At 73.1% G+C, this 20,753-nt stretch carries 16 protein-coding genes and 1 pseudogene; 4 read left to right on the top strand and 13 right to left on the bottom strand.

Translation table 11 applies throughout. From position 1 onward, the window contains the following. Positions 1 to 17: 17 nt before the first annotated feature. Genes AMK11_RS32730 through AMK11_RS32720 form a run of 3 tightly spaced genes read right to left on the bottom strand, consistent with a single transcriptional unit; the run spans position 18 to position 3,942 of the window. The gene (locus tag AMK11_RS32730; protein ID WP_073731748.1) at positions 18 to 719 is read right to left on the bottom strand and encodes a GNAT family N-acetyltransferase; all 702 of its coding nucleotides are present in this window, start codon (positions 717 to 719) and stop codon (positions 18 to 20) included. A 52-nt stretch (positions 720 to 771) separates the two neighbouring features. Beyond that, positions 772 to 2,703 (bottom strand): IucA/IucC family protein, encoded by a 1,932-nt coding sequence (locus AMK11_RS32725; RefSeq protein ID WP_073731747.1) that lies wholly within the window; start codon positions 2,701 to 2,703, stop codon positions 772 to 774. Positions 2,704 to 2,745: 42 nt separating this feature from the next. Beyond that, positions 2,746 to 3,942, bottom strand: coding sequence for an aminotransferase class III-fold pyridoxal phosphate-dependent enzyme (locus AMK11_RS32720; RefSeq protein WP_073731746.1), 1,197 nt, complete (start codon positions 3,940 to 3,942; stop codon positions 2,746 to 2,748). A gap of 321 nt (positions 3,943 to 4,263) precedes the next feature. Between AMK11_RS32720 and AMK11_RS32715 the strand changes: the two genes are divergently transcribed. Beyond that, on the top strand, positions 4,264 to 5,493 hold the full coding sequence (locus tag AMK11_RS32715) for a trypsin-like serine peptidase (protein ID WP_073731745.1): 1,230 nt from the start codon (positions 4,264 to 4,266) through the stop codon (positions 5,491 to 5,493). A gap of 77 nt (positions 5,494 to 5,570) precedes the next feature. Beyond that, positions 5,571 to 6,785, top strand: a complete 1,215-nt coding sequence (locus tag AMK11_RS32710; RefSeq protein WP_073731744.1) for a trypsin-like serine peptidase — start codon at positions 5,571 to 5,573, stop codon at positions 6,783 to 6,785. A gap of 89 nt (positions 6,786 to 6,874) precedes the next feature. Here the strand turns inward: AMK11_RS32710 and hflX are convergent, their stop codons facing one another. The 6 genes from hflX to miaA all read right to left on the bottom strand — a co-directional run bounded on the left by hflX (position 6,875) and on the right by miaA (position 15,408). Continuing rightward, complete coding sequence (gene hflX, locus AMK11_RS32705) at positions 6,875 to 8,368, bottom strand: GTPase HflX (RefSeq protein ID WP_073731743.1); 1,494 nt, start codon at positions 8,366 to 8,368, stop codon at positions 6,875 to 6,877. Positions 8,369 to 8,524: 156 nt separating this feature from the next. Next, positions 8,525 to 10,012: a M1 family metallopeptidase gene (locus tag AMK11_RS32700; RefSeq protein WP_073731742.1), complete on the bottom strand. Its 1,488-nt coding sequence runs from the start codon at positions 10,010 to 10,012 to the stop codon at positions 8,525 to 8,527. Between the two features lie 487 nt (positions 10,013 to 10,499). Then, positions 10,500 to 12,668, bottom strand: a complete 2,169-nt coding sequence (locus AMK11_RS32695; protein ID WP_073731741.1) for a RelA/SpoT family protein — start codon at positions 12,666 to 12,668, stop codon at positions 10,500 to 10,502. A 216-nt stretch (positions 12,669 to 12,884) separates the two neighbouring features. After that, positions 12,885 to 13,754: a diaminopimelate epimerase gene (gene dapF, locus AMK11_RS32690; RefSeq protein ID WP_073731740.1), complete on the bottom strand. Its 870-nt coding sequence runs from the start codon at positions 13,752 to 13,754 to the stop codon at positions 12,885 to 12,887. Positions 13,755 to 13,861: 107 nt separating this feature from the next. Next, on the bottom strand, positions 13,862 to 14,362 hold the full coding sequence (locus AMK11_RS32685) for a hypothetical protein (protein ID WP_073731739.1): 501 nt from the start codon (positions 14,360 to 14,362) through the stop codon (positions 13,862 to 13,864). Positions 14,363 to 14,469: 107 nt separating this feature from the next. Continuing rightward, positions 14,470 to 15,408 carry a tRNA (adenosine(37)-N6)-dimethylallyltransferase MiaA gene (miaA, locus tag AMK11_RS32680; protein ID WP_073731738.1) on the bottom strand — a complete coding sequence of 313 codons (939 nt, stop codon included), beginning with the start codon at positions 15,406 to 15,408 and terminating at the stop codon, positions 14,470 to 14,472. A 183-nt stretch (positions 15,409 to 15,591) separates the two neighbouring features. On the opposite strand from miaA, the gene AMK11_RS32675 reads away from it, so the two are divergent. After that, a complete protein-coding gene (locus AMK11_RS32675) occupies positions 15,592 to 15,864 on the top strand; it encodes a hypothetical protein (protein ID WP_073731737.1) in 273 nt (90 codons plus the stop codon). A gap of 24 nt (positions 15,865 to 15,888) precedes the next feature. Beyond that, entirely contained in the window at positions 15,889 to 16,182 is a 294-nt protein-coding gene (locus AMK11_RS32670) for an antitoxin (protein WP_073731736.1), read from the top strand. 283 nt (positions 16,183 to 16,465) lie between these two features. Here the strand turns inward: AMK11_RS32670 and AMK11_RS32665 are convergent, their stop codons facing one another. From AMK11_RS32665 to AMK11_RS32650, 4 genes and pseudogenes are all read right to left on the bottom strand, one after another. Further along, positions 16,466 to 17,188: a class III extradiol dioxygenase subunit B-like domain-containing protein gene (locus AMK11_RS32665; RefSeq protein ID WP_073731735.1), complete on the bottom strand. Its 723-nt coding sequence runs from the start codon at positions 17,186 to 17,188 to the stop codon at positions 16,466 to 16,468. Between the two features lie 49 nt (positions 17,189 to 17,237). Beyond that, positions 17,238 to 18,755 carry a tRNA (N6-isopentenyl adenosine(37)-C2)-methylthiotransferase MiaB gene (gene miaB, locus AMK11_RS32660; protein ID WP_073731734.1) on the bottom strand — a complete coding sequence of 506 codons (1,518 nt, stop codon included), beginning with the start codon at positions 18,753 to 18,755 and terminating at the stop codon, positions 17,238 to 17,240. Positions 18,756 to 18,841: 86 nt separating this feature from the next. Continuing rightward, a complete protein-coding gene (locus AMK11_RS32655) occupies positions 18,842 to 19,504 on the bottom strand; it encodes a response regulator (protein WP_073731733.1) in 663 nt (220 codons plus the stop codon). Between the two features lie 185 nt (positions 19,505 to 19,689). Further along, a pseudogene (locus AMK11_RS32650) lies at positions 19,690 to 20,733 on the bottom strand (HAMP domain-containing sensor histidine kinase); the annotation flags it as partial. Positions 20,734 to 20,753 lie beyond the last annotated feature (20 nt).

Below are 20,753 nucleotides of genomic sequence, written 5' to 3'. Positions count from 1 at the left end.
GAGCGGGCGGCACGGCGTCACGGCACCTCGCGCGGGGACCGGTCGCGGATCATGAGGGCGGCCCGCTTGGCCGGCAGGTCGATCTCGCCGGACAGCCGGAACCCGGCGCCGAGGAACGCGGCGACGGACGGACGGTTGCGGACGTCGGGTTCGGCGAGCACGCGCGTGCAGGCGGGCCGCCTGCCGAGGACCAGCTCGGCGACGGCCCTGATCAGGGTCGTCCCGATGCCCCGGCCGCGGTCGGCGGCGTCGCCGATCAGCAGGTGGAGGCCGGTGTCGTGCGGTCTCACCGGACAGTACCGGGCGAGCGGGTCGAGGTCGGCGCGGTACAGCTCCCAGTAGCTCATCGGCACCCCTTCCAGCAGGCCGAGGCACGGGACGCTGCGTCCGTCACCGGCCAGCTGGGCCCGTAGGTGGTCCTCGGTCAGGCTCTGCGGTCCGGTCAGCTCCCAGAACTCGGCGACGGCGGGGTCGTTCATCCAGCGGTCGATGAGCGGCAGGTCCCGATCGGCGTGGACGGGCACCAGGCGGAACTCGCCCGCCGCGGTGGCGACCGGGCCCCAGTCGGTGACGCGGTCGAGCAGATCGCCGCCGGTCCGCCGGGGCGGCGGCGTCTCATCGGGCGCCCCCTTCTTCCCGTCCTTCCCGAAGAGCGTGATGAACTCCGCGGGCAGGTGCAGGTCCAGGGTGTCGTCGGCGCTCGCGTCGGTGGAAGTCACGGGGTCGCTCTTTCGGGGGCGGGGACGAGGAAGGGGAGACGCCAGGTGTTGCTCAGGCGTGCAGTGGGTTGGCGATGGTGACGTAGACGGACTGCGTGTCCACCGGCCCGACCAGTTCGTCGAGGCCCCGCAGACGGGTCAGCAGGTTGGCCTTGCAGCGGAGTTCGGGCGAGTCGAGGAGCAGCGCGGGCAGTGGGCTGTCCAGCGGGCCGGGACCGGAGGCGACGTCTTCGAGGAAGAGGCGGAAGGCCGCGAGCAGCAGCCGTTCGTCGGCGAGTCGCTGGGAACCGAAGGCGCCGACGAGGCCGAACACGTTGTTGATGGCGAGGTAGTACGCGAAGCGCTCGTCGGTGACCTGGTCGGCGACGAACGTGTCGCTGTGCTCACCGATGCCGGGCAGCCGGGCGTCGAGTTCCGCGCGGCGCGACTCGCGGAAGTAGTAGCCCTGGTTGTCGCGGTAGCGGCCGCCGGCGGGCCAGCCGTCGGCGTCGAGCAGGAGCAGCGTGTTCTGCTGGTGCGCCTCCAGGGCGATCCCGGCGTGGGCGTCCAGCCACAGGACGGGCCGCACGACGTGGTGGAGGTACCGCAGGAACCACTCGGCGGCGACCGTTCCGCGGGCACGGCCGGTCCGGCCGGCCAGCCGGGTGACGAGCTCGGCCAGCCGGGAGCGCGGGACACGGGTGGTGGGCCGGTCGCCGCCGTCCGGCCGCGGCGCGACGAGACCCGCCACGCAGGAGACGTCGTCCGAGGGCCGGAACGGGTTGTGCCGGACGACGACGTCGAGCCCTCGTACGGGCCTGCCGTCCGGCCCGTCGACGGCGAGCCACGCCGGGTCACGGACGATGTCGAAGTTCGGGTGGGCGGCCCGCCACTGACGGGACAGGCCCCGGCGCAGCAGACGGTGCACCTCGACTCCGCGATGGAGTTCCTTGCGGAGGTTCTCCCGGCGTGAGTTGGTGATGTGCAGGGCCAGGGAGAGCTTGAGCATGGCGGGGGCGCCGGTGCGGTGGACGGTCCGCAGGGAGGAGGTGGGGCACCAGGGAACGCCCTGGACGCCGAGGTCCCTGAGCAGCCCCGCGTCCAGCAGCGCCTCGGTCTCCGGCCGGTGCCGTACGGCGCGGAACTGCCAGGGGTGCAGGGGCAGGACCGCGTGTCCGTCCGGCGCCGCCGCCCCCTTTCCGAGGAGGCGCGCGGTGAGCCGGGGCGCGGTGACCAGGCGGCCCCCTTCCGTCCACGCGGAGTCGGTGGCGAGGACGGAGGGGGCGACGGCCAGCCAGTGCAAGGGGAAGGCGCCGCGCAGTTCGGGTGAGTACAGCCGCGCTTCCGCCTCGGTGAGGCCCTCCCGGCTCTGCGGGGTGGGGTGCAGCGGGTGCCCGAGGACAAGGGCCTGTTCTGCGGCGAGGAAGAGGTCCGGCTCCGTGCAGGTGCCGGGGGCGTGCGCGCGCGCCGGGTCCTTCGGCCGTTCGCGGAGGATCGCGGCGGTGCGGCGGACGGAGTCCGCGACGCGGGCCACGAGGTCGGTCCCGTCGGCCCCCCGGCCGTCGGCCTCCCGGCCGTGGGCGCACTCCCGTACGAGCAGCGCGGCGACGGTGACGGCGTCGACGGGTGGGGCCGGGTCGGGCGTGTCGGCCAGACGCGGGGCGCCGAAGCGGTGCCATCCCGTCGGCGACCAGTAGAGGACGGGAACGGCCAGGGCGGTACCGCTCGACGGCAGCGGTACGGCGAGGCTGCCGTCGTCGGGGGCACGGGCGTCGGTCTCGCGCGCCCAGCAGCGCAGCAGGTTCTCCACGGCCGCGGCCCGCGCCTCGGCGTACGGGTCCGGCCCGCCCGACGCGTCGACGGGGGTCGCGGGCGCGGGAACGACGCCGGAAGCCGGCCCGGAGGCGGGCACGGTGCAGGGGGCCGACGTGTGGGCGGCAGCGGCTGCGACGGACGGCCCGGCGTCCGCGGTGGCCGCCGGTTCCGGTGTGGGGGTGGTGTGCAACGCGGTTCCTCGTGACGTGCTGGGGGCCTGGGCTGCGGGTCGCTACGGCCGGTGCGCGGCGCGCACCCCGTGCGACGGGACGTGACCGCTCGGGCCCCGCTCCACCGCCTGAACCGCGTCGGCGAGACGGTCCAGCACCGCCGACATCTGCTCCTCGGTGACGATCAGCGGCGGCAGCAGTCGTACGACGTTCCCGGACGGGCCCGCGAGGTCCACGATCAGCCCGCGGCGCAGGCACTCCCGCTGGACGGCGGCGGCGGTACTGAGGCGAGTGCCGCGGGGTGCGGCATCGGCCGTACCGTCCGGTGCCGTCAGCTCGATCCCGATCATCAGACCGAGCCCCCGTACGTCGCCGACGCACGGAGAGTCCTCCGCCAGGCCGCGCAGCCGGGCCAGCGTCCGGCCGCCCAGGGCCGCGGCGTGTTCGGCGAGACGGTGCTCGCGGACGTGGGCGAGGGTGGCGGCGCCCGCGGCCATGGCGAGCTGATTGCCGCGGAAGGCGCTCCCCTCCCCCGTGTGCAGGTCGTCGCGGTACACCACGGCGGCGAGAGGCAGTCCGCCGCCGATCGCCTTGGAGAGGACCAGGACGTCGGGGACGACACCGCTGTGTTCGACCGCCCAGAAGGCCCCCGTTCGCCCGACACCGGTCTCGGTCTCGTCGACGATCAGCGGAACGGACCGTTCGGCCGTGCCGCGGCGCAGGCGGCGCAGCACGGCGTCCGGCGTGGGGAGCACGCCGTCCCGGCTCCGCACCGGTTCCAGGAGCATTCCGGCGGGCAGCGCCTCTTCCGGCCTCGGGGCGGCGAGACCGGTCCCGGCCGCGTGGTCCGGGTCCACGTCCGCGTCCGCGTCCGTGGAGTGGATCACCCGGGTCCGGCCGGTGGCGGCACGGACCAGTCCGGCGGCGGTGGCGACCGGGTTCTTCCCTGCCGGATCGCAGAACCGCACGCGCGCGCGGTCGGCCAGTCCGGGCGGCAACGTACGCATCAGTTCGGCGACGAAGGCCTCCTCGACCGGAGTGGTGAGGCCGGCGACCTGCAAGGGGGCGCCCGCGTCCAGGACTTCGCGGATCGCCCGCAGGGCGACCGGGTGGTTGTGCCCCAGCGGCAGAGTCCCCGCCCCGGACACACAGTCGAGGTAACGGCGGCCGTCGGCGCCCTCGATGGTGAGCCCCCGGGCCCGGACCGGTACGACCGGAAGGACGCCCGCCCCGGTGCCGGCCGCGGCGTCGTCGCGCACCGGCCCGCGTCTCGGAGCACACTCCCGCGCGGTTCCCCTGCGTACTGCGCTCTTCGCCACGGCTCCGACCTCCCGCTGTCCCCGCGCGTCCGGCTCGCCGGCCGCTCTCGGCGGGGGCCGCGCCCGGACAGCGGGCCCCCCACCGCTACAACCGCGGACGGTCGGCCGGGTTACGGGTGGTCGTCCGGATCCTCGCCGCAACGGCGTGCCAGGTCAGGCCGCTTGTATCCGAACCGTTGCCGTACCGTCGGAACTCCCCCACAGCGACCGCATAGTGTGTGGCCCGTTCTTATGCAGTTCACACCAGGGGGAGTCACCACCATGCGATCCATACGGCCGTCGTTCACCACGCGCGGACACCAGCGCGGGCGGCGCAGGACCTCCCCCGCGCCGGTCGCCGTCGCGCTCGTGTCGGCGCTCGCGCTCACCGCCACCGCGTGTGAGTCCGGCGACCCCGAGGCGGGCGGCGACGCCTCGGCCTCCGCGTCCGCCGCGGACGGGGGCAACGGCGAGATCCGGATCCCGGACCACATCAAGGACAAGCTCAAGGAACACGGCATCGACGTCGACAAGTGGCGGGACGGTGCCTGGAAGGACTGGAGCAAGGACGACTGGCTGCGCGAGGCGCAGGACTTCGTCAACCCGATCATCGAGGACCTGTGGGACCCGGACCGGATGCGGGACGCCGAGGAGCCGGACCAGGAGGTCGACGAGAACGACCTCACGGGTGACCAGGGCGTCACCGACCCGGAGCCGGCGCCCGTCCAGGCGGCGGCCGTGCCGCCCAAGTACCACGACAGCGCCGCCACGTCCGGCAAGCTGCTCTTCGACTCGCCCAAGGGCTCGATGGTCTGCTCGGCCACCGTCGTCGAGGACCCGGCCAACCCCGGCAAGTCCAACCTGGTGTGGACCGCGGGCCACTGCGTGCACGCCGGCAAGAACGGCGGCTGGTACCGCAACATCGCCTTCGTACCGTCGTACAACGACACGGGCATGTCGACCGAGGAACTGCAGAACGCCACCAAGGAGGACCTCGCTCCCTACGGCGTCTGGTGGGGCGACTGGGCGCAGACCTCGGACCAGTGGATCGAGCAGGGCGGAGCGACCGGTGGCGACGGGGCCTCGTACGACTTCGCCGTCATCCACGTGACACCGGAGAAGGGCGGCGACGGCAGGTCGCTGGAGGAAACCGTCGGCGCGGCGCTTCCGGTCGACTTCGACGCGCCCGCCGTGCCGGAGATCGAGAGCATGAAGGCGATCGGCTACCCGGCCGCCCCGCCGTACGACGGGCAGAAGATGTTCCAGTGCGAGGACAAGCCCGGACGGCTGTCGATCAGCGCCTCCGACCCGACGATGTACCGCATCGGCTGCACCATGACCGGCGGTTCCTCCGGCGGCGGCTGGGTCGCGAACGGCTCCGACGGCAAGCCGGCGCTGGTGTCCAACACCTCGATCGGCCCGGTGACGGCGGGCTGGCTGGCCGGTCCGCGGCTGGGCGAGGAGGCCAAGGGCGTGTTCGACGCGGTGAGCGGCAAGTTCGCCGGTCAGTGAGCGCGGGCTGAGCGCAGCGCCCGGCAACAACATCCGTACGTTCCACATCCACACGTTCCAACGGGGGTCGATCCACCATGCGTTCCGTACCCATGCCCGCCGCGCCACGCCGACGGCGTACCGTCCTGGCCGCCACCGGCCTGGTCGCCGCCCTGGCGCTGACCGCCACCGCGTGCGGCGGTTCGGAGAAGGACGAGGCCGACGCGAAGCCCAGCGGCGGCACCTCCCAGGCGGCCGACGCCGGCGACACCGGGGGCGGCGGGGTCCAGCTGCCGGGAGACCTCGCGGACCGGCTCAAGGAGCACGGCATCGACGTCGACCGGTGGAAGGACGGCGGCTGGAAGGACTGGGACAAGGACAAGTGGCTCAGTGAGGCCAAGGACTTCGTCAACCCGGTGATCGAGGGCCTGTGGAAGCCGGACCGGATGCGGTCCGCGAAAGAGGCCGACAAGGCGGTCACCACCAAGGACACGGCCGCCGGCCAGGGCGCCACCGATCCGGAGCCGGAGCCTGTCGAGGCCGTGGCGGAGAAGACGCCGTACCACGACAACGCCGCACCGGTCGGCAAGGTCTTCTTCGACTCCCCCGAGGGGTCGATGGTCTGCTCCGGCACCGTCATCAAGGACGTGAACAACCCGGGCAAGTCCAATCTGGTCTGGACCGCGGGCCACTGCGTGCACGCCGGCGGCAGCGGTGGCTGGTACCGGAACATCGCCTTCGTGCCCTCGTACAACGACCTCGGCAAGTCCGAGGCCGAGCTGGCGGGCGCGACGACCACCGAGATGGCCCCGTACGGCACCTGGTGGGCCGACTGGGCCTCGACCTCCAACCAGTGGATCCAGGGCGGTGCGGAGGACGGCGGCGACGGCGCCGCGCACGACTACTCCGTGCTGCACGTGAAACCGGAGCAGGGCAGCAAGTCACTGGAGGAGACGGTCGGCGCGGCGCTGGAGGTGGACTTCTCGGCCCCCTCCGCGACCGAGGTCGGCAGCATGGGCGCCTGGGGTTACCCGGCCGCACCGCCGTACAACGGCCTGAAGATGTTCAAGTGCGTCGACCGGCCCGGCCGGCTGTCGCTGAGCCCGTCGCTGCCCACGATGTACCGCATCGGCTGCACCATGACCGGCGGTTCCTCCGGCGGCGGCTGGTTCCGGGTGGTGGACGGCGAGACGAAGCTGGTCTCGAACACGTCGATCGGCCCGCTCGACAACACCTGGCTGGCGGGCCCGCAGCTCGGCCCCGAGGCCGAGGCGATGTACCAGAACATGAGCCGGACGTATGGCGGGCAGTGACCCGCGGCGAGCGGTGATCCGCACATGACGAGGGCCCGTCCCCTGCCTGGCAGGGGACGGGCCCTCGGTCGTCGTACGGTGCCGGGCCCTCAGGCGAGCGGCGCGGGAACGTACGGCGTGAGCTCCGCCGCCAGTTCCTCGTGCACCCGCACCTTGAGCAGGGTGCCCTCCGGGGTGTGCTCCTCGGAGATCACCTCGCCCTCGTCATGGGCGCGGGCGACCAGCTTGCCGTGGGTGTACGGCACGAGCGCCTCGATCTCGACCGACGGGCGCGGCAGATCGTTGTCGATCAGGGCGAGTAGCTCGTCGATGCCCTGGCCGGTGCGTGCCGAGACCGCGATGGACCGCTTCTCGACCCGCATCAGCCGCTGGAGCACCAGCGGGTCGGCCATGTCGGCCTTGTTGACCACGACGATCTCGGGTACGTCGGTGGCGCCGACGTCCCTGATCACCTCGCGCACGGCGGCCAGCTGCTCCTCCGGAGCCGGGTGCGAACCGTCGACCACGTGGAGGATCAGGTCGGAGTCGCCGACCTCCTCCATGGTGGAGCGGAACGCCTCGACCAGGTGGTGCGGCAGGTGCCGGACGAAGCCGACGGTGTCCGCCAGCGTGTACAGGCGGCCGCTCGGCGTCTCCGCGCGGCGCACGGTCGGGTCGAGGGTGGCGAACAGCGCGTTCTCCACCAGCACGCCCGCGCCCGTGAGGCGGTTGAGCAGCGAGGACTTGCCGGCGTTGGTGTAGCCCGCGATGGCCACGGACGGCACCTTGTGGCGCCGGCGCTCCTGGCGCTTGATCTCGCGGCCGGTCTTCATCTCCGCGATCTCACGGCGCATCTTCGCCATCTTCTCGCGGATCCGGCGCCGGTCCGTCTCGATCTTGGTCTCACCGGGACCACGGGTGGCGAGGCCGCCGCCCTTGCCGCCGCCCATCTGCCGGGACAGCGACTGGCCCCAGCCGCGCAGCCTCGGCAGCATGTACTGCATCTGCGCGAGCGCGACCTGCGCCTTGCCCTCTCGGGACTTGGCGTGCTGGGCGAAGATGTCCAGGATCAGGGCCGTGCGGTCGATGACCTTGACCTTGACGACGTCCTCGAGGTGGATCAGCTGGCCGGGGCTGAGCTCACCGTCGCAGATGACGGTGTCCGCGCCCGTTTCGAGGACGACGTCCCGCAGCTCCTCGGCCTTGCCGGAGCCGATGTAGGTGGCGGCGTCGGGCTTGTCGCGGCGCTGGACGACGCCGTCGAGCACGAGCGCGCCCGCGGTCTCCGCGAGGGCTGCCAGCTCGGCCAGTGAGTTGTCCGCGTCCTGCACGGTGCCCGAGGTCCATACGCCGACGAGGACGACCCGCTCCAGGCGGAGCTGGCGGTACTCGACCTCGGTGACGTCCTCGAGCTCGGTGGAGAGGCCCGCCACCCTGCGCAGAGCCGCGCGGTCGGAGCGGTCGTACTGCTCGCCGTCCCACTCCGAGTCGATCTCGTGGCTCCAGGCGACGTCCTCTTCCATCAGGGCATCGGCCCGAAGGCCCTCGGGGTAGGTCTGCGCGAGACGCTTGGTGTCCTGGGAAGGGGAAGAAGAGGAGGTCATTGGATCCTTACGTAGCTGGGAAACGAATCGACGAGTCGCGCGGCGGTGCGCTGCTGCGACACTCTTCACAACGCTCGGACCGCCGGGAGGATTCCCGCGGCCCGTACCGCGCCGTCCCGAAGATGGTCGCACGGCACGGGCCGTCTCGTCACCGGCTTATTCCCCGGCTACCGGCTTCCAGCCGGGGTGTCCGGGCATCGGCGGGGTCTTCTCGCCGTACAGCCAGCCGTGGAGGAAGTCGCCCAGGTCGCGGCCGGCGGTCTCGGAGGCGAGCCGGACGAAGTCGGCGGTCGTCGCCGTCCCGTCCCGGTGGCGGGTGACCCAGGCCCGTTCGAGGCGCTCGAAGGCGGGGCGGCCGATCTCCTGGCGCAGGGCGTAGAGGACGAGTGCCGCGCCGTCGTAGACGTTGGCGCGGAAGATGCCGGTCTTGCTGCCGGAAGTGGGCGGCGTCGGCGCGGCGGGCGGCCCGCCCTTCGCGCGCCAGCCGTCGGAGGCTCCGTAGGCGGCCTTCATCCGCGCCTCCACGGGTTTGCCGGCGGTCTCCTCGGCGTAGAGGGCCTCGTACCAGGTGGCGTGGCCCTCGTTGAGCCACAGGTCGGACCAGGTGGCCGGGCCGACACTGTTGCCGAACCACTGGTGGGCCAGCTCGTGCACCATGATCGACTCGACGTACCACTTCGGGTAGCCCGGCTCGGTGAACAGCTCCCGTTCGAACAGGGAGAGCGTCTGGGTCTCCAGCTCGAAGCCGGTGGTGGCGTCGGCCATGAGCAGCCCGTACGTCTCGAAGGGGTAGCGCCCGACCTTCTCCTCCATCCAGGAGATCTGGTCGGGCGTCTTCTCCAGCCACGGTTCGAGCGCCGCGCGGTGCTCGGTCGGCACGACGTCCCGGACGGGCAGGCCGTGCGGGCCGGTGCGGTGCAGCACCGTGGAGCGGCCGATGGACACCTGCGCCAGCTCGGTGGCCATGGGGTGCGCGGTCCGGTACGTCCAGGTGGTGGTGCCGTCCGCCCGGTCGACACCCGTCGGCAGGCCGTTCGCGACGGCGGTGAGGCCGTCCGGGGCGGTGACGCGGAAGGTGAAGCTCGCCTTGTCCGAAGGGTGGTCGTTGCAGGGGAACACCAGGTGGGCGACGTCCGCCTGGTTGGCCATGGCGAGCCCGTCCGAGGTGCGCACCCAGCCGCCCTCACGGTCTTCCGGATACACCGGGTCGCTGGTGTGCCGCACGGTGATCCGCGTCCACTCGTCCTCGTCGAGCGGGTCCTCGGGTGTGACGACGAGGTCCTCACCGGCGGTGGCGAAGGCCGCGGGCTCGCCGTCGACCTCGACGGAGTCGACCTCGCCGTGGGCGAAGTCGAGGTTGACCCGGTCCAGGTCGGCCGTCGTCCGGGCGTCGATGACGGTGACGGCCTTCAACGGCTCGCTGTTGCTGCCGGAGTAGGTGAAGGAGAGGTCGTACGCCGCCACGTCGTACCCGGGGTTGCCCAGGTGCGGGTAGAGACGGTCGCCGACGCCCAGGGGGTTCGGCGGGGCGCTGGCGGCGACCAGGCATACGGAGACGGCCGAGGCGAGCAGCGCGGCGGCCCTGAGCCGGCGGCGGGCTCGCGCGCGGGGGCGGGAAGCCGGGGGGTGCGGGGTGTGCGGCATGCCCCACGGCTATCAGCGCGCACCCGGGCCGCGAGGCCGACGCGCGCCCGGGGCACCCGAACGGGTGCGTTCCGGCGGGCGGGGCGGGGGTGCCGGCAACGGACGTACGGGGAGGTTCGGTCGGCTGCGGGCCGCACCGGGAAGTGCCGATCGACCGCGGGCGCGGGGCGCGAGCGGTGCACGAAGACCGGCTGCCCGGGGGACGGGCGTCCCTCGGCGGGCCGCACAGGGCGTCTGGCCCCGGGGGCCGGCCCCCGGGGTTCGCGAACAGGCGGTCCTTGGCGCGGCAAGGGCGCGCCTCCGGCCCCTGGTAGGGGAACCTCGCCGCTTGGGCAGGGAGGCAATGGCGTCCGGGACGGCGAGGCGATGGCCGACCGCGCGGGCACGTCACGGTGCCCGGGCCTGAGAGGGTCGGCCGTGTCCGACGGGTGAGCCCGGCGGTAGGGGCGGGTGCGTCCCGAGCGTCGGCCCGGCGGGGCGGTGCGGCTCAGACCCCTGTGGTCTGCGGCTGCGCCCGGCTCACGTCGTACACCCCGGGCACGTCCCGCATCGCGCGCATGAGGCCGGGCAGCCGTGCCGCGTCGGGCAGCAGGACGGTGTAGGTGTGGCGGACCCGCTGGCGGTCGGGCGGCTCGACGGTCGCGGAGACGATCTCGGCGCCCTCGACGGCCATCGCCTCGGTGAGGTCGGCCAACAGGTGCGGCCGACCGAACGATTCGGCGAGCAGGGTGACCCGGCACTGGGTGCTCTCCCCCCAGCGCACGCCGACCTCCGGTCGCCCCGCGCCCTTCATGCGCGCCACCACCGCGCACTCCGCGCGGTGCACGGTCACCACTCCCCCGCGCACGGCGAAACCGGTGATCTCGTCGGGGGGTACGGGAGTGCAGCAGCCGGCCAGCCGTACGGCCGCCCCCGGCCGGTCGGCGAGGACGTCGGCGGCGGGACGGGGAGCCGGTCCGTCGGACGCCGGGCGGGCGGCGGGTGCGTCACCGGTCAGGGAGGTGCGGGGCGCGTCCTCCGGGTCGGCGGACGTCTGCTCCGGGCGGGCCGCGAGCCGGCGCTGGATGGCGATCCGCGCGGCTGGTGTGCGGGCGTGCTCCAGCCACTCCCGGGAGGGCTCGGAGGCGGGGTCCTGGCCCATCAGGAGCTGCACGGTGTCGCCGTCCCGCAGCACCGTGCTCATGGTCGCCAGGCGGCCGTTGACCCGCGCGCCCATGGCCGCGTGCGCGTCCTCGCCGTACTGGGCGTAGGCGGCGTCCACGCAGGTCGCGCCGTCGGGGAGGCCGAGGGTGCCGCCGTCGGGGCGGAAGACGGTGATCTCGCGGTCCTGGGCGAGGTCCTCGCGGAGGGTGGACCAGAAGGTGTCCGGGTCGGGGGCGCCGCGCTGCCAGTCGAGCAGCCGCGACAGCCAGCCGGGCCGGGTCGGGTCGGCGCGCTCCCCGTCGCCCGTGCTCTGGTCCTCCGTCGGCTGGGCGTACGGGTTGCCGAGGGCGACGACTCCGGCCTCGGCGACCTTGTGCATCTGGTGGGTGCGGACGAGGACTTCGACGACCTGACCGTCCTGCGGGCGGGCGACCGCGGTGTGCAGCGACTGGTACAGGTTGAACTTGGGTACGGCGATGAAGTCCTTGAACTCCGAGACCACCGGGGTCATACAGGTGTGCAGTTCGCCGAGGACGGCGTAGCAGTCGGCGTCCTCCTGCACGAGCACCAGGAGGCGGCCGAAGTCGGCGCCGCGCAGCGGGTCGCGTTTGCGGGAGACGCGGTGCAGGGAGACGAAGTGGCGGGGCCGGATGAGGACTTCGGCACTGATGTCGGCCTCGCGCAGCACTTGGCGCACGTCCTCGGCGACCTCGGCCAGCGGGTCCTGGGCGCGGGCGGCGTTCGCGGTGACGAGCTCACGCGTGTGCGCGTACTCCTCGGGGTGCATGACCGCGAAGACCAGGTCCTCGAGCTCGGACTTGAGCGCCTGGACACCGAGCCGTTCGGCGAGCGGGATGAGGACGTCGCGGGTGACCTTGGCGATGCGCTCCTGTTTCTCGCGGCGCATGACGCCGAGGGTGCGCATGTTGTGCAGCCGGTCGGCGAGTTTGATCGACATCACGCGGACGTCGTTGCCGGTGGCGAGGAGCATCTTGCGGAAGGTCTCGGGCTCGGCGGCGGCGCCGTAGTCGACCTTCTCCAGCTTGGTGACGCCGTCGACGAGGTAGCGGACCTCGGCGCCGAACTCCTCGCCGACCTGGTCCAGGGTGACGTCGGTGTCCTCGACGGTGTCGTGGAGGAGGGACGCGGTCAGGGTGGTGGTCTCGGCGCCGAGTTCGGCGAGGATCAGGGTGACGGCGAGGGGGTGGGTGATGTACGGCTCGCCGCTCTTGCGCATCTGTCCGCGGTGCGAGGACTCGGCCAGCACGTAGGCGCGGCGCAGCGGGTCGAGGTCGGCGTCGGGGTGGTGGGCGCGGTGGGCCTCGACGACGTGGCCGATGGCGTCGGGGAGCTGCCGGCCGCGGGCGGCGGAGCCGAGCAGTGCGGCGCGGCCCAGGCGGCGCAGGTCGATCCGGGGGCGGGCCTTCCTGCGGGGCGCGGACGGCGCGACGGCGCCGGTGGTCGCGGGCGGCACCGGTCCCGGGCTCGCTGGATTCACGGCCTCCGCGTTCATGGGCACCTCCGGCTGCGTGGACCGGCGGACGGGGCATCCCGGGGCGGACGCGGCTCAAGGGATGGTGTCGTTCCCCCGTCCGGGCCGGTGCTTGATGCTATCGAGCCCATCACGTGCGGCCGACCGCCTCTCGCGGAGCGTGAAACGGATCACCCATTCGAGCGATGGACCGAGGGTTTACGTTTTCGCACTGAGTGTCATGGACCGGGCTGTGGTTCAGACGAGCACCCCCTCGAGCCATTCCGCGTCGAACTCGCCTTCGGCGACGATCACCGCGGGGCCGGTCATCTCGATCTCCCCGTCGGGGTGCTCGGTGATCACCAGGGTGCCGCCCGGCACGTCGACGGTGTATGTCACCGGGGTGCCCGTGACGGCCGGGTCGGCGCCGTCCCGGCGGGCGGTGGCGACGGCCACGGCGCAGGCGCCGGTGCCACAGGAACGGGTTTCCCCGGAACCGCGCTCGTGCACGCGCATGGCGACGTGGCGCGGGCCGCGGTCGACGACGAACTCGACGTTCACCCCGTCCGGGTAGGCGGTGACCGGCCGGAACGGCGGCGCGGTGTACAGGTCGCCCGCGTGGTCGAGGTCGGCGACGAAGGCCACCGCGTGCGGGTTGCCCATGTTCACGTTCCGCGCGGGCCAGCTGCGCTCGCCGACGCTCACCTCGACGTCGCCCTCGGGGAGCAGCGCGCGTCCCATGCCGACGGTGACGTCTCCGTTCTTGGCGAGGTGCACGGTCTTCACGCCCCCGCGCGTGGCGACGGCGAGGTCTCCCTCGGTGGCGTGTCCGGCGCGCTGGAGGTAGCGGGCGAAGACGCGTACGCCGTTGCCGCACATCTCGGCGACCGAGCCGTCGCCGTTGCGGTAGTCCATGAACCACTCCGCCTCGGCCGCCATGTGCCGGGCCTCGGGGTGCGCCGCGGACCGCACGACGTGCAGCAGGCCGTCTCCACCGATGCCCGCGCGGCGGTCGCACAGGGCGGCTGCGGCGGCGGGGGGCAGTTCGACGGCGTTCTCCGGGTCCGGGACGATCACGAAGTCGTTCTCGGTGCCGTGACCCTTGAGGAAGGCGATCCGCGTGCTCATTCCTCGATCGTACGGGGTGGGCGCGGCGTGCCGTCGTGTGGCGGGCGCCTGCGCACGCGCCGGCGGCGTGACGGTGGACGCGGGTCAGTGGGGCCGGTGGGCTCGTGTCACCCGCGCAGGCGGGCGACCCGCCACACGGCCAGGGCGACGACGGCGGCGACCGTCAGGGCGTAGACGAGGAGCATGCGCCAGTCGGCGCGGCGTCCCGAGCCGCGCTGCGGCAGCCCCGGCAGGGTGTAGCCGACGCGGCGGGCGGCCATCATGCCCCAGCCGGCCGCGCAGGCGCAGATCAGCAGCCCCAGCATCGCGATCACGGCGCCGCTGTCGCCGAAGTCGAAGGCCAGCGGGAAGGCGAACATCAGGGAGCCGACCGCGGCCAGGCCGACGATGGGCGCGAGCTGCCAGATGCGCAGCCGCCGCTGCGGGCGCAGCTCGACCTCGACCTCGTCGCCGTACATCTCGGCGGGCTCCGGGCCGTCCGTCGTCACGCCCTCCGGCGTCTCGTCGGGGCCGTCGGGGCTCAGGGCGGCTCCGTCGGGCTCCGGGCCGTCGTGGTCGGCGGCGCCGTGCTCGGTGCTTGGTGCGGTGTCGCGAGGGCCGGCCTCCATCGCCACGCGCCCTCCCAACTAGGACTCACTCGGTCGATCGAAGCTCGATGATGGCACGCCGCCGAAGGCCCGGATGACGGCCGGGGCGTCCCGATGCCATCACGTGATCAGGCTGTAACCGGTCGTTCGACCAACGACAGCGCGAGCTGCGGAAGTTCCGTGCGATCCGCCACAGCCCCACTCAACCAGTGCACCCGCGGATCGCGCCTGAACCATGAATCCTGACGGCGCGCGAAGCGTTTGGTGGCACGGACGGTCTCGGTCCGCGCCTCGTCCATGGTGCAGTCGCCGGCGAGCGCCGCGAGCACCTGCTGGTAGCCGAGCGCGCGCGACGCCGTACGCCCCTCACGCAACCCTCGCGCCTCCAGGGAGCGCACCTCGTCCACCAGACCTTCCTCCCACATCCGGTCGACGCGGCGGGCGATGCGCTCGTCCAGCTCGGGGCGGGCCACGTCCACGCCGATCTGGACCGTGTCGTAGACGGAGTCATGGCCGGGGAGGTTGGCGGTGAAGGGCCTGCCGGTGATCTCGATCACCTCGAGGGCGCGCACGATGCGGCGTCCGTTGCTGGGCAGGATGGCCCGGCCCGCCTCGGGGTCGGCCGCGGCCAGCCGGGCGTGCAGCGCCCCCGGGCCGTGCAGGGTGAGCTCCTCCTCCAGCCGGGCCCTGACCTCGGGGTCGGTGCCGGGGAACTCCAGGTTGTCGACGGCCCCGCGGACGTAGAGGCCGGAGCCGCCCACGAGGACCGGCCAGCGTCCCTCGGCGAGCAGCGCGTCGATCCGCTCGCGGGCCAGCCGCTGGTACTCGGCGACGGAGGCCGTGACCGTCACGTCCCAGATGTCGAGCAGATGGTGCGGGATGCCGCCGCGCTCCTCGGGCGTCAGCTTCGCGGTGCCGATGTCCATCCCGCGGTAGAGCTGCATGGAGTCGGCGTTGACGACCTCGCCGCCGAGCCGCTGGGCCAGGAATACGCCCAGATCGGACTTTCCGGCCGCGGTGGGACCGACTACGGCGATGACGCGGGGGGCGGGGGGTGCGCTGCTCACCGCACCAGTCTCCCAAACCTCTCGCCCTGCCCTCGAACGAGTTACGTGACGGCGCGGGACGGGAGTCGTTGCCCGTTGCGAAGTTCCCGCTCCCCGGGCCACCGGGGCCACGGCCCCGGCCGCGCAAACGGACGCACCGGATGCCGCGGGATTTCGCCCGCACGAGTAACGTATGGAGTTGATATGGGCGTTTTTGCACGGCTTCTTCGGAGGTCGAAGACCACTGAGGAGGCGTCGGCCGAAGAGGCACGGACCGACACCCCGGACACCGAGCGTGCGGCGGAGGACACGGCGGAGGCCGTGGAGACGGCCGGCTCCGGGCCCCGGAACACGTCGGAGTCCGCGAAGGCCGACGAGACCGCCGAAGCCGCCGATGCGGAAGGCGTCGGCATCCCCAAGCAGCAGTCCGCCGGGGAGGCCGTCGACAACGAGGCCGACAAGGGCGCCCGCACCTGACCGCCCCGTGAGGGAAGGCGAACCATGGGTCTGATGGACAACTTGAAGGCCAGGCTGGGACCGGCGAAGGGCAAGGTCTCCGACCTCGCGCAGCAGCACGGGGACAAGATCGATCGCGGTCTCGACAAGGTGGCGAGGACCGTCGACGAGAGGACCAAGGGCAAGTACAGCGACCGGATCCAGACGGGCACCGGCAAGGCCAAGGGCGCCATGGACCGCCTCGCTCACAAGGACGACGACGGCACGCCCGGAGGCGGGGGCACACCGGGCACCACTCCGGGCGGCCCCCCGCCCGCCGGGCCGCCGCCGGCTTCCTGAGGGTCACGCGTCCCCGCGCGGACGGGGGCACGCACATCGGCGGACGGTCACGAGCCACCCGGCTCCTGGCCGTCCGCCGGCGCGCGTGCGGCCGGGGGGGCAGTCGGTGTTCGCAGCGGGGGGGGGCGGGTGGTGCTCGCGGCCAGGTGGTGGCGGCCACTACGGCTGGCTGGTGACGGAGGCTTCCACGACCGGACGGTGACCGCGGCCCTCACGACCGGACAGCGACCGCGGCCCTCACGACCGAACGGTGCCAGCGGCTGCGTCCCGGCGGTCGCCGCAGCTACGACCAGGTAGCCGCCACGTATCCCACCCCGTACGGCGCGTCCTCGTACAGCAGTGCGCCGGCGAGGTCGGCGTCGCCGACCGCGCCCGCGAGGACCTGCCACGGTGCCCTGCCGGAGGCCTTCAGCTCGCGCGCCAGCGTGACGTCCAGGGCCGCCAGGGCGGCGGGGTCCGCCGCCGCCAGCGCCCGCGCGACCTCCACGTCGAAGGGCGCCGCCCGTTCGTCGAGGTACCCGGGGGCCTTGAGGGTGCGGCTCGCGCTGGCGTCGCCCAGCACCAGCAGCGCGAGCCGCCCGGGCCGGGCGGCGAGGTCCCGTCCGAGGGCCACGCAGCGCTCAGTGGGCAGCTCCTCCCCCACGCCGACCCCTTCGACGGGACTGTCGGCCCACCCGGCGCGCCCGAGCAGCCAGGCACCCACGGCCAGCCCGTACGGCAGCTCGCGTCCGGTCTCCTCCGTGCCGAGGCCACGCACCGTGCCCAGGCGGACGTCCACGTCCACCCCGAAGCCCCGGAAGGTCCCCGGAGTGCCCTGCGGATAGATCTCCGGCCCCGCGTCGCCGGCGGGCCCGACGACCACCAGCCGGTCGGGCCGCGCGGCGGCGAGCACGCCCAACGCGTCCGTGCACGCGGCACGCGCGGCGTGCAGCTCGGGTGCGGCGCCCGCGGCGACCTCCGGCACGAGGAGCGGCGGGCAGGGACAGACGGCGGCTGCGACAAGCATGATCGGCAGCGTATCCCCGGACCGCCGTCCGCCACCGCACGCCCTGCGGTCAGTCGCAGCCGCAGCCGCTCGCCACGGCGGGCTGGGGCTCGGGGACGCCGATCTTCGGCAGGCCCAGCATCACGCCCGCGGGCTTGGCCTGCTCGGCCGCGTTGCGCTTCTCCCAGGCGTCGCCCGCGCGGGTGCGGCGCACGTCGAGCACCGCGCCCTCGGCGAGGAGGTGGTGCGGGGCGGCGTAGGTGACCTCGACGGTCACCACGTCGCCGGGGCGGACCTCCTGGTCGGGCTTGGTGAAGTGCACCAGGCGGTTGTCGGGGGCGCGGCCGGAGAGGCGGTGGGTGGTGCCGTCCTTGCGGCCCTCGCCCTCGGCGACCATCAGCTCCAGGGTGCGGCCGACCTGCTTCTTGTTCTCCTCCCAGGAGATCTCCTCCTGGAGGGCGACGAGACGCTCGTAGCGCTCCTGGACGACCGCCTTGGGGATCTGGCCGTCCATCTCGGCGGCCGGGGTGCCGGGCCGCTTGGAGTACTGGAAGGTGAAGGCCTGGGCGAACCGGGCCTCGCGCACCACGTGCAGGGTCTGCTCGAAGTCCTCCTCGGTCTCGCCGGGGAAGCCCACGATGATGTCGGTGGTGATCGCCGCGTGCGGGATGGCGGCCCGCACCTTCTCGATGATGCCCAGGTAACGCTCCTGCCGGTAGGAGCGGCGCATCGCCTTCAGCACCGGGTCGGACCCGGACTGGAGCGGCATGTGGAGCTGCGGCATGGCGTTCGGCGTCTCGGCCATGGCGGCGATGACGTCGTCGGTGAAGTCGCGCGGGTGCGGGGAGGTGAAGCGCACGCGCTCCAGGCCGTCGATCTTCCCGCAGGCCCGCAGCAGCTTGCTGAACGCCTCGCGGTCGCCGATGTCGGAGCCGTAGGCGTTGACGTTCTGCCCGAGCAGGGTGATCTCGGATACGCCCTCGGCCACCAGGGCCTCGACCTCGGCGAGGATGTCGCCGGGGCGGCGGTCCTTCTCCTTGCCGCGCAGCGCCGGGACGATGCAGAAGGTGCACGTGTTGTTGCAGCCGACGGAGATGGAGACCCAGGCCGCGTACGCGCTCTCGCGCCGGGTGGGCAGCGTGGACGGGAACGCCTCCAGGGACTCGGCGATCTCCACCTGAGCCTCCTCCTGGACGCGGGCGCGCTCCAGGAGCACCGGCAGCTTGCCGATGTTGTGCGTGCCGAAGACGACGTCCACCCAGGGCGCCCGCTTCACGATGGTGTCGCGGTCCTTCTGCGCCAGGCAGCCGCCGACCGCGATCTGCATCCCGGGGCGGCTCGCCTTCTTCGGGGCGAGGTGGCCGAGGTTGCCGTACAGCTTGTTGTCGGCGTTCTCCCGGACGGCGCAGGTGTTGAAGACGACGACGTCCGCGTCGCCGTCGGCGCTCTCGGGGGCGCGGACGTAGCCCGCGTCCTCCAGCAGACCGGACAATCGCTCGGAGTCGTGGACGTTCATCTGGCACCCGTAGGTGCGTACTTCATAGGTGCGTGGGCCGCCCACTGACTGGCTCCGGTCGATGCTGCTCATGGCAATAAGGGTAGGCGGTCGGCGGCGGTGTCCCGGGCCGCCTGTGGACAACCGGGGTCACGGCAGGTCACGGCGGGTCGCGCAGGTCAGGGTTCGATGAGGCCGGCGCGGATCGCGTACCGGGTGAGCTCCAGGCGGTCGCGGACGCCGAGCTTCTGGAGGAGGTTCGCGCGGTGGCGCTCCACGGTCTTGGCACTGATGAACAGCAGCTCGCCGATCTCCTTCGAGGTGTGGCCCTCGGCGACCAGCTTGAGGATCTCCTCCTCGCGTTCGGTGATGGGCCGGTCGGGCAGGCCGCCACCGCCGTGCAGGCGGTCCAGGTACGAGCGGACCAGGGCGCGCTCGGCGCCCGGATAGATGAACGGCTCGTCGCGTACGGCCGCCCGGCACGCCTCGACCAGGTCGCGGTCGGCGACGGACTTGAGCACGTACCCGCAGGCGCCGGCCTTGAGCGCCTCGAAGAAGTACTGCTCGTTGTCGTACATGGTCAGGATGAGGATGCGCAGTCCGGGCAGGCGGCGGGAGAGCTCGCGCGCCGCCTGGAGGCCCGTCATGCGGGGCATGGCGACGTCCAGGACGGCGAGGTCGACCTCGGTGGTCCGGGCCGCCGCGACCGCCTCGGCCCCGTCCCCGGCCTCGGCGACGACCGTGAGGTCCGGTTCACCGTCCAGGATGAGCCGGACTCCCCGGCGTACGAGGGTGTGGTCGTCGGCGAGCAGGACGCGGATCGGTGGCCGTGCGGACGTCAAGGGCGGTCTCCGGGGCGGTCTGTATGTCGGTGTGCGGGTCGGGCTGTGAAGGGTGCTGCGTCTTTGTCTGCGTCTTTGTCTGCGTCTTTGTCTGCGTAATCGTCTGCGCGCTGGTCTGCGTATGCGTCTGCGTGCCGGTCTGCGAGTCGGTCCCTCAGTCGGTCTTCCTCCCGGACCCGGTCGCCGCTCCGGCTCCCGAACGGGACCGGGACGCGCAGCCGTACGTCGGTGCCGCCACCGGGAGCCGCGTCGAAGTGGATCTCGGCACCCACCAGCAGCGCCCGTTCCCGCATGCCGCGGATGCCGGCGCCCTCGGCGGCCGGTCCCAGACCGGTGCCGTTGTCGCGGACGAGCAGTTCGACGCCGTCGGGCAGCGGGCGGAGGCGGAGCTCCGCGCGGTCGGCGGCGGCATGGCGGGCCGTGTTGGTCAGGCCCTCCTGCGCGACTCGGTAGATGACGAGTTCCGCCTCCGGGGCGAGCGGGGGCAAATCTCCGGGGACGTGGTGGTGGACGGTGAGACCGTGGTGCGTGAACTCGGCGGCGAGCGAACGCAGCGCGCTGGCGAGACCGAGTTCCTCCAGGACGCCGGGGCGCAGCCGGCGGGCGATGCGGCGGATCTCGTCCAGCCCGGCCCGGGTGGCCTCCTGAGCGAGGGACACCTCCTCGCGCAGTTCTCCGGGCACCCGGTCGGCGACGCGCTTGAGCTGGAGCAGTACGGCGGTGAGGGTCTGGCCGACCTCGTCGTGGAGCTCGCGGGCGATGCGGTGGCGTTCGCGTTCCTGGGCGTGGAGCGCCCGGCCGGCGCCCGCGGCGCGCTCGGCCTGGAGCCGGTCGAGCATCGTGTTGTACGTCGCGATCAGCTCCGCCGCCTCGGCCGGCCCGGAGACCGCCGGACGGGCGCCGGGCACCAGCAGGTCGGCGGTGGTCATCGCGCGGCCCAGCCGTTGCAGCGGGGTGAGTCCTATGCGCAGGACGAACGCGTTCCCGGCGAGCAGCGCCACGAGACCGGCGAGCAGTACCAGTGCTTCGTGCCGCAAAACGGGGGTCGAGACGGTGACCGGGCCGAGCAGCAGTGCGGTGGCGACGACCAGGCCCGCGGCGTTGAGCGAGAAGATCCGCCAGAAAAGCGACACGGTCCTCTTCCCGCTCCTCCCGGCCTTCGCGCACGACACCGCCTCGACCAGCTTCGCCGACCATGTGCGGCTGCGTATATCCGTCACGACACCCATATCGCCACCGTACGTGCGGA

The sequence above is a fragment of the Streptomyces sp. CB02414 genome (assembly GCF_001905385.1).
Classification (GTDB): Bacteria; Actinomycetota; Actinomycetes; order Streptomycetales; family Streptomycetaceae; genus Streptomyces.
This window is presented reverse-complemented; position numbering and strand designations above follow the sequence as displayed.